The organism is Henriciella sp. (assembly GCF_049649345.1).
Taxonomy (GTDB): domain Bacteria; phylum Pseudomonadota; class Alphaproteobacteria; order Caulobacterales; family Hyphomonadaceae; genus Henriciella.
In genome coordinates this window covers 1-6,667 of the sequence record NZ_JBARZC010000495.1, presented here as the reverse complement: position 1 = coordinate 6,667, position 6,667 = coordinate 1, and the positions used below count along the sequence as shown (strand labels likewise).

4 protein-coding genes are annotated in these 6,667 nt (G+C 61.7%); 1 reads left to right on the top strand and 3 read right to left on the bottom strand.

The window, feature by feature from the left end:
* Nucleotides 1-1,815: gamma-glutamyltransferase family protein (locus WA989_RS13805; RefSeq protein WP_424341069.1), on the top strand; the 1,815-nt coding region annotated here is incomplete at its 5' end.
* A gap of 122 nt (nt 1,816-1,937) precedes the next feature.
* Here WA989_RS13805 and WA989_RS13800 read toward each other — a convergent pair.
* The 3 genes from WA989_RS13800 to mutS all read right to left on the bottom strand — a co-directional run.
* On the bottom strand, nt 1,938-3,749 hold the full coding sequence (locus WA989_RS13800; protein ID WP_424341068.1) for an SLC13 family permease: 1,812 nt from the start codon (nt 3,747-3,749) through the stop codon (nt 1,938-1,940).
* 74 nt (nt 3,750-3,823) lie between these two features.
* Nucleotides 3,824-4,717, bottom strand: coding sequence for a LysR family transcriptional regulator (locus tag WA989_RS13795; RefSeq protein ID WP_424341067.1), 894 nt, complete (start codon nt 4,715-4,717; stop codon nt 3,824-3,826).
* Nucleotides 4,718-5,205: 488 nt separating this feature from the next.
* The coding region (gene mutS / locus WA989_RS13790; RefSeq protein ID WP_424341066.1) for a DNA mismatch repair protein MutS at nt 5,206-6,667 on the bottom strand (1,462 nt) is incomplete at its 5' end.

The following is a 6,667-nucleotide window of genomic DNA, read 5'->3' as shown; positions in this document are numbered from 1 at the left end:
CAGGAGACCGCGCCGGCGGCTGACCCTGCAGTGGTGGAAATGACCGCGCCCGGGCCTGGCGACCGGATGCCGTCTGGCCGCGATATCGGCGTGCGCTCTGCTGTTGTGGCGCCGAATGCGGCCGCCGCGACCGCTCATCCGCTGGCGACACAAACCGCGCTCGACATCATGAAGCGCGGCGGGACGGCGATGGACGCAGCGATTGCGGCAAATGCCATGCTGGGGCTTGTTGAGCCGACCGGCAATGGCATTGGCGGGGATCTCTTCGCCATCGTCTGGGATCCGGCCACCGAGCAGCTCTACGGCTATAATGGCTCCGGCCGCTCGCCCATGGGCGCGACGCTTGAGGACATGCAGGCCAAGGCCGACGAATTCATGGACGGCGAGGAAATCCCGCCTTATGGGGCGGCGCCTGTGACCGTACCCGGCACGGTTGAAGCCTGGGGCGCGCTGCACGAGAAGTTCGGCCGGCTGACCTTCAATACGTTGCTCGAACCGGCCATCACTTATGCCCGCGAAGGCGCGCCCATCCCGGAAGTGATCGCCTATTACTGGAGCAGAGGCCCGAAACGCTACGAGCCGGCCTATGAGAGCGGCATGCTGGAAGAGTATGACAATGCGCGCGAGACCTATTTCTCGCCGCCACCGCGCGAAGGCACGCTGTTCAAGAACCCTGACCTCGCCGACACGCTGGAGCGGATCGCCTATCATGGCCCGGGCGATTTCTATTCCGGAGAGACCGCCCACATCATGTCGGACTATTTCGAGCGGATCGACGGCTTCCTCACCTATGAGGATTTCAATCAGCATGATGGCGAATGGGTCGATCCGCTTTGCGTCACGTATAGAGACGAGGTGAAGCTCTGCGAGCTGCCGCCGAACACGCAGGGCGTGGCTGCGCTGCAGATGTTGCAGATGCTGGAACGGTTTGATCTGCGCGAGATGGGCTATGGCTCGGCTGATAGTCTGGTGGCGCAGGTCGAGGCGAAACGGTTGGCGTTTGCGGACCGGGCGCGTGGCTATGCGGACCCGGCCTATAGCGGCATCGATCCAGAGGTCTTCATTCGCGAAGGGTATAATGAAGAGCGCAGCCAGATGATCGATCTAAACAAGGCGATGGACCCGCCGGAGGCCGGGTTCGGCGAGGCTGATGCGGCGCTGGGTGACGGCGATACGACCTATCTTACCGTCGTTGACGACAATGGCATGATGGTTTCGCTGATCCAGTCGAACTATCGCGGCATGGGCTCTGGCCTTGTGGCCGATGGTCTTGGCTTCATGTTCCAGGATCGCGGCCAGCTCTTCTCGCTCGACCCGAAGCACCCGAACGTCTTCGAGCCGGGCAAGCGGCCGTTCCATACGATCATTCCGGCTTTTGCCTTCAAGAAGGACATGCCGTCCTGCCAGGTTCGCGCCGTGGCCGCCGAAGAGGCCTGCCCCTATGAGCCATGGATGAGCTTTGGCCTGATGGGCGGCGGCATGCAGCCGCAGGGCCACGTCCAGATCATTCTCAATCTTGTCGATTTCGGCATGGGCCTTCAGGAAGCCGGTGATGCGGCACGCTGGGAGCATCGCGGCGGCTGCGAGCCGACCGATGATCTCAATGGCGATGCCTGCGAGAGCGATATGGGGACGGTCTATCTGGAAAGCGGCATTCCGCCCGAAACCCGGGCCGAGCTGGAGCGACGCGGCTTTGAGGTCGAATGCTGCCAAGCCAATGGTGGCGGCTATCAGGCCATCGCCAAGGATTTCGAGACCGGCGCATGGATCGCGGCCACCGAAATGCGCAAGGACGGCCAGGCTGACGGGTATTAGGGCGCTGCGCCTGATCTGGGTTCAGCACGGCCGGCCTGTGGTTCGACTTCGCTCCCCGTGGCGGCCTTGTCGATACGTGAAATAGCCCGCCATGGTGAGCGAAGTCGAACCATCAGCGGGCGCTAGGCCAGCGGCCAGAAGACCGGGATGACAAACATCGCCACGACAAAGAGCAGAATATTGAGCGGTAGGCCGACGCGGGCGAAGTCTGTGAACTTGTAGCCGCCTGCGGAGTAGACGAGCGTATTGGTCTGATAGCCGATCGGCGTCGCGAAGCTCGCGCTCGCGGCAAACATGACGGCCACCACGAAGCCCCGCGGATCGACGCCCAGGCTGGTGGCAAGGCCGATGGCAATCGGGGTCATCAGGATGGCGGTCGCATTGTTTGAGACAAATTCCGTCAGGGCCGATGAGATGAGATAGATCGCGGCGAGCGCGGCCAGCGGCCCGAAGGTGCCGAGCGGTGTTGCTATCGTATCGACAATGAGTGTGGCCGCGCCTGACTTGTCGAGGGCGAGACCGAAGGCGAGCATGCCGAAGATCAGCATCAGAATGTCCCACTGGATGGACTTGTATGCCTCCTGATGGTCAAGACAGCCAAGCGCGATGACGCCCGCTGCAGCGATCAGCGCAAGGCCAGCGATGGGCATGACCCCGAAGGCTGCAAACACCATGACGAAGAGGACCGCGCCAATCGCGATCGGCGCCTTGTCGCGGCGCACCGGGCGCTCTGTCGTCTCCGTCAAATTGGACAACATCCCGTCGTCGAACAGCTGATTGAGACCGGCGGCCGGGCCTTCGAGCAGGACCGTGTCGCCGACATCGAACCGGATATCCCGGCCTGTCAGGCCGATATTTTCCCCCCGGCGATGGATGGCGAGGGCGTAGACGCCATAGAGGCGGACAAGGCCGGCGCCGACGATCGGGCGTCCGACAAGGCGGGATTCGGGCCCGACAACGCCTTCCATGACATGGGTCTCTGTCGTCTGCACCGGCTCGAAAGCGTGCTGGCCGCCAGAGCCTGCGCCGATCGCCACATCGCCGGCTTCGCGAAGCGTCAGCATTTCTGATACGGGCGAGCGCAGCACGAGCCGGTCGCCGCCCTGCAGGGTGAGCGTCGCAAGCTCGGTCCGGCGTGAACGGTTTTCGCGCATCACGTCGATCACCGAGAAGCCTTTTTCAGCTGAAAAGCCTGTTTCCCTGATCGTTTTCCCAACCAGCACCGAGTCGACCGGCACAAGCACCTGCGCCACGAAGCGGCGGTTCTTGGTTGTCGGCAGAAGGGCCGCGAGCGAGTCCCGGTCCGGCAACAGCCAGCGGCCCGCAAGCGCCATGTAAAGAGAACCCGCGAGCGCCATGAACAGGCCGGCGCCCGTAATTTCGAATATGCCGAACTCGGCGAGCCCCGCCTGGCGCGCGACGCCGTCGACGAGAAGGTTGGTCGAGGTGCCGATCAGCGTCGTCATGCCGCCGAATATCGAGGCAAAGGACAGCGGGATGAGCAGTTTGGACGGCGACACACCGACTGTCTGCGCGAGCCGGATCGCGACCGGGATGAGGATGACGACGATCGGGGTATTGTTCATGAAGGCCGACAGGGCGATCACGATGAACATGAGAGCCAGAACGGCAAGCGTTGGCGTCCACCGTCTCGCCAGCCGGATGACGGTATTGCCGACCGCGCCAATGACCCCGGTGCGCTCCAGTGCGGCAGACAGGACGAACATGGCCCCGATGGTGATGGGCGCCGCGTTCGAGAACACACCCAGCGTCTCCTCGACGCTCAGAATGCCGGTGACGAGAAGCGCCGCCATGGCGAGAAGCGCGGTGACGTCAGTCGGGATTTTCTCGCGCAGAAAGCTGACAAACACCAGGACGAGAAGCCCGAGCACAATCGCAATCTGGATCGGTTCAGACAGGGTCAGATCAAACATTCAGGGCAGGTCTCTGGAGGCCGTTCTGCAACAGTCTTGCGCGCATTCCGGCCGTGAATGCAACAGATAATCCATCAGCTCTCGCCGAGATAGACATGTTTGGAGCTGGCAAGCTCGGCGGTGACGAAATCCATCAGTACACGCACACGTGGCGAGGAGCGGAAGTCCGGATGGGTCAGCACCCAGAGACCGGTCATGATATCGACGTCGATCAGGTTCTCGACGCGCTCAAGATCGGGCTGGCGGTTGCCATAGGCGCAGGGCAGCAGCGCGATGCCGCGGCCCCAGCGGGCGGCCTCCGCGATAGCGATGAAGCTGTCTGCGCGAAACCGCACCTTCTCGCGCGGGACATGCTCGGCCATCCAGACCTCGGTGGGCGCACTCTTGAAATGGGCGGTCATGCCGATCCAGTCATGATCGGCGAGCGAGCGGAAACTGTCGTGGTTCAGATAGGCGCGCGAGGCGTAGGCGCCGAAATGCAGGTCGCACACCCGGCGCCCGACAAGATGTTCAGGCGGCGCGCGCGACGGACGCACCGCTACCTCGGCCTCTCTCTGTCCGAGATTGAGATGGCTGGTCGTGACGCTGACATGCAGATTGATCTTGGGATAGGCCGTCTGGAACCGGCTGACGACTTCGCCGATATGCGCCAGGAAGATCGAGTCGGTCGTCGTCATGGTGAGATCGCCGGAGACGTCCTGGCCGGATCCACTGGTCTTGCGTTGGATCGCGGTGAGCGCGTCGCCGATCTCGCGGGCCGCTTCCAGAATGGGCTGGGCTTCCGGCAGGGGTTCGAGCCCCCATCCGTCTCTGGCGAACAGACGATAGCTCAGCTTGTCTTCGAATGCGGTGATCCGGCGCAGCACTGTGGTGCGGTTGACATTCAGCCGGCGCGCCGCCTCTGCAATGGTTCCGGCCTCGGCCAGAACCGCTACGAAGCGTAAGTCATCCCAGTTCCAATTTAACATTTTTGCATCAAGCTTGCGCAAATTTGAACAATACAAAGCATAGACGCACAGCTTCAAATGATCTTCAATAGATTCGGGCTGATTTGTATGGTAAATCTCGTTTTAGGCGAGTTTACTCTTTCGTATCTAATCGCCTGCAAGTTTGAAGTTGGCCAATACTGGCCTGCTGTTTGAAATTGTCGACGCCACCCGGGTCCCGTCCCTGGACCAAAGAGGTAACTCTTGAATGCAGAACCATTGCTGCGAATGGCCCTCTGCATCGTCACCGCCGTATTGTCCCCCAATACCATGATGCGGCTGTGAATTGGGTTGGCGTCGACAACCCCCATTCATCCCTAAAAATTTGTTAATGACAAGCGGGAATTAGCCCTCGCCTGCAAAATAAGTGAACTTTATGTCATGAAGCTCCCTTGTGGGGAGAATTCGTGCGCGAAGATTCAGATTATGAGCGATTTTTGGAATAGAATTTCCCATAATCCGGGGTCGATTTAGCTCGATTTACTTTCCCGTTTCAGGCGATAGACAAGATCCAGCGCTTCCTTAGCCGTGAGATTGTCCGGATCGACTGCTTGAAGGGTCTTTAGCGCTTCATTGTCTTCGCTGGCCTCGGCAGGTGCCGCCGCATACGAAATAGCCGCAAAGAGCGGCAGGGCGTCGACCGCATCCGGTTTGGCTTCCAGCTTTTTCAGCACCTGTTCGGCCCGTTTCACCGCGCGCGCCGGTAAGCCGGCAAGCCGGGCAACCTGGACGCCATAGGATTTGTCGGCCGGCCCCGGCTGGACATCATGCAGGAAGACCAGCTCGTCCTTCCATTCCTTGGCCCGCAGGCTGAGATTGGCCGCGCAGGCAAGGTCTTCGGCGAGATTGGTCAGCTCATGATAGTGCGTCGCAAACAGCGCCCGGCAGGCATTTACATTATGCAGATGCTCGACCGCTGCCCAGGCGATGGCGAGGCCATCATAGGTCGACGTGCCCCGTCCGACTTCATCGAGGATGACGAAACTGTCCGGCGTCGCCTGGCTGAGAATGGCGGCCGTCTCGACCATTTCGACCATGAATGTAGAACGCCCGCGCGAGAGATCGTCGGACGCCCCGACGCGTGAGAAGACCCGGTCGGCAAGGCCGAGCTTCAGGGATTTTGCCGGCACGAAAAGCCCCGCCTGCGCCAGGATGATGGCAAGGCAGGCTTGGCGCAGATAGGTCGATTTACCGGCCATGTTGGGGCCTGTCACGAGCGCCAGGCGTGGACCCGTTTCGCCGGCCGCATCCAGCGCCAGATCATTGGCGGTAAAGCCTTCGCCGGACGCTTTCAGAGCAGCCTCGACGACGGGATGGCGCAGGCCCTTCGCCTCGAAGACCGGCGTGTCTGCCAGCTCCGGCCGCACCGCGCCATTCTCGCTCGCCCAGGCTGCAGACGCTGCGGCGACGTCGATCCCGGCGAGCGCATTGGCCGCCTCGGAAATCGGCGCGCTCAGCGTTTCGACGCGATTGCAAAGCTCGCGGTAGATGTCGAGTTCGCGGGTCTTTGCGGCCTCTTCAGCGCGCGAGATACGGCCGGCAAGATCAGACAGCTCGGCGGTCGAGAAACGGATATTGGAGGCGAGTGTCTGGCGGTGAATGAAGGTCTCTGCCATGGGCGGCTTCATCAGCGCGTCGCCGTGGCGGGCGGGCACATCGATGAAATAGCCGAGCACATTGTTGAACTTGATCTTGAGCGCGCCGATGCCGGTCTCTTCGGCATAGCGGGTTTGCAGCGCGGCGATGACCTGCCGGGAATCGCGGCGCAGCGCCTGGACCTCGTCAAGCTCGCTGTCCCAGCCTTCGGCGACAAAGCCGCCATCGCGCGCCAGCGTCGGAAGCTCGTCCTTCAGGGCTTTGGAAAAGTCTGCCGCGAGACTGGCAAGGTCACTCTGCTGGTCTGGATCGATCGCCTTGCAGGCCTGTTCGAGC

What these genes read in the sequence shown, in the direction of transcription:
- WA989_RS13800 (WP_424341068.1), bottom strand. Translation starts at nt 3,749, where the DNA reads ATGTTTGATCTGACCCTGTCTGAACCGATCCAGATTGCGATTGTGCTC.
- WA989_RS13795 (WP_424341067.1), bottom strand. Translation starts at nt 4,717, where the DNA reads ATGTTAAATTGGAACTGGGATGACTTACGCTTCGTAGCGGTTCTGGCC.